Genomic DNA, 1,831 nt, shown 5'->3' with positions numbered 1-1,831 from the left:
CGCCACCCAGCTGGGGGACTGGGCACTGGGTCTGCCCAGGATCGAAGGCACGTTCGACGCCTCTGTCGGATGGATCACCTCTGACACCAGCCAGCGCAACAAGAACTGCTCTGTCACCGACGTCCTCCCGCTTTCAGTAGCGGTCTGATCTTGAGTCCGGGTTCACTGTAGCGGATTCGGCCAGCTGCTTGGCATAGGCGGTTGGGGTCATGCCACCAAGTGCCGTCTTGGGTCGTTCCTCGTTGTATTCGCGTCGCCATGTTTCGATCACCGTGCGTGCTTGGAGCAGGCTGGTGAACAGATGCTCGTTCACGCAGACGACCATTGAACGATTCGACATACGCGTTCTGGTTCGGCTTGCCCGGTTCGATCAGCCGAAGCTGGACGCCACGCTCGTGCGCCCAGGTGACCATGGCCTTGCCACAGAACTCCTTGCCGTTGTCCGTGCGGATCACCTTCGGCAAGCCACGGCTCAGCGCCAACCGATCCAGCACACGACTGACACCGTGCCCCGAGATCGCACGCTCCACCTCGATCGCCACCGGTTCATGCGTGGCATCGTCCACGATCACCAGGCTCTTGATCCCCCGGCCATCGGCCGTGCGATCGAACACGAAGTCCATCGACCAGACTTCGTTTGCACGGGTCGGCCGCAGCAGTGGCTGCCGCTCGCCGATCGGCACCTTCTTGCGCTTGCGACGCCGCACCTGCAGCCTTTCTTCCTTGTACAGCCGCTCCACCCGCTTGTAGTTCACGAAGTCTCCTCCCTGCCGAAGCTTGAGATAGATCATCCCGACCCCGTAGCGTTTATGCCGCTGGGCCAATGCCACGATACGTGCGCGAAGATCGACATTGCGATCCAGGCGCGGCGTATAGCGCAACGCGCTGGCGCTCATCCGCACCGCCGCCAGCGATCGTCGTTCACTCAGCCCCTTGTCCTTCAGGTAGCGCACCAGTTCCCGACGGGACGGTGCGCTCACCACTTTTTTCGCAGGGCATCCTTGATGACATCGTTCTCGAACATCTGCTCGGCCAGCAGCTTCTTCAGCCGGGTGTTTGTAATGACCCAGTGATTTCCTGCTCAGGTGCTACCTTTCGAAGGAGAGCACGATGAGCCAAGTGATGGACGAAGAGATCAAGCGTTGGACGGCCCGGCGGAAGTCGGCGCTGGTGCTGGAGATCATCCAGGGCAAGACGACAGTGGCCGAAGCCAGCCGGCAGTTCGACCTGACCCCGTCGGAGATCGAGAGCTGGGTGGACGACGCCAAGCGCGGCATGGAGAACGCCCTGCGGGCGAAGCCCGAGGACGTGCGCGAGCAGTACGAACGGCAACTCAAGGACCTGCAGGAAGCCTACGGCGAGGCCATGCTGGAGCTGCGCGCCCGAAAAAAACTGGCGTCCCTGTTGGGCAAGGACGAGACCTGATGGTCTCGATCCAGCAGGGACTGCGGGACGATGGCTTCGAAGTCTCGATGGTGAAGCTGTGCCGCTGGTTCGGCGTGGCCCGGCGCAGCGTGTACTACCGGCCGACCAAGGCGCCGCCGAAGGTCCGACCGGAGCTGGCGGAGCCGATCAAGGCGCTAATCGAGGAAGAGCCGTCATTCGGCTACCGGACTGTGGCCGGGCTTCTGGATATGAACAAGAACACGGTGCAGCGGATCTTCCAACTGATGGGCTGGCAGGTTCGCAAGCGGGCTCTGGGCGCTCGCCCGCGGATCCAGGCGCTGCCGTCCGTGGCCCAGACCCCGGACGAACGCTGGGCGACGGACCTGTGCCGGATCTGGGGCGGCCGCGACGGCTGGCTCACGCTGGCGCTGGTGATCGACTGCTA

The 1,831-nt window shown here is 63.1% G+C and carries 1 protein-coding gene and 2 pseudogenes; 2 read left to right on the top strand and 1 reads right to left on the bottom strand.

What is annotated here, in order from left to right; genetic code table 11:
- Positions 1-133: 133 nt before the first annotated feature.
- Positions 134-1,057 (bottom strand): annotated as a pseudogene (locus JMO03_RS05765) (IS3 family transposase); the annotation flags it as partial.
- Positions 1,058-1,110: 53 nt separating this feature from the next.
- On the opposite strand from JMO03_RS05765, the gene JMO03_RS05760 reads away from it, so the two are divergent.
- Together JMO03_RS05760 and JMO03_RS05755 are read left to right on the top strand one after the other, a co-directional pair.
- Complete coding sequence (locus tag JMO03_RS05760; RefSeq protein ID WP_202841310.1) at positions 1,111-1,425, top strand: DUF1153 domain-containing protein; 315 nt, start codon at positions 1,111-1,113, stop codon at positions 1,423-1,425.
- Positions 1,425-1,831: pseudogene (locus tag JMO03_RS05755) on the top strand (IS3 family transposase); the annotation flags it as partial. The gene JMO03_RS05760 and the pseudogene JMO03_RS05755, both read left to right, overlap by 1 nt.

Origin of the sequence: Luteimonas saliphila, from assembly GCF_016774335.1 — a bacterium.
GTDB lineage: Bacteria > Pseudomonadota > Gammaproteobacteria > Xanthomonadales > Xanthomonadaceae > Luteimonas > Luteimonas saliphila.
The sequence above is the reverse complement of the archived record's forward strand: the minus strand, read 5'-3'. Positions and strand labels throughout refer to the sequence as shown.

Excerpts from the sequence above, each read along its gene's own strand:
- JMO03_RS05760 (WP_202841310.1), top strand. The coding sequence starts at position 1,111 with ATGAGCCAAGTGATGGACGAAGAGATCAAGCGTTGGACGGCCCGGCGG.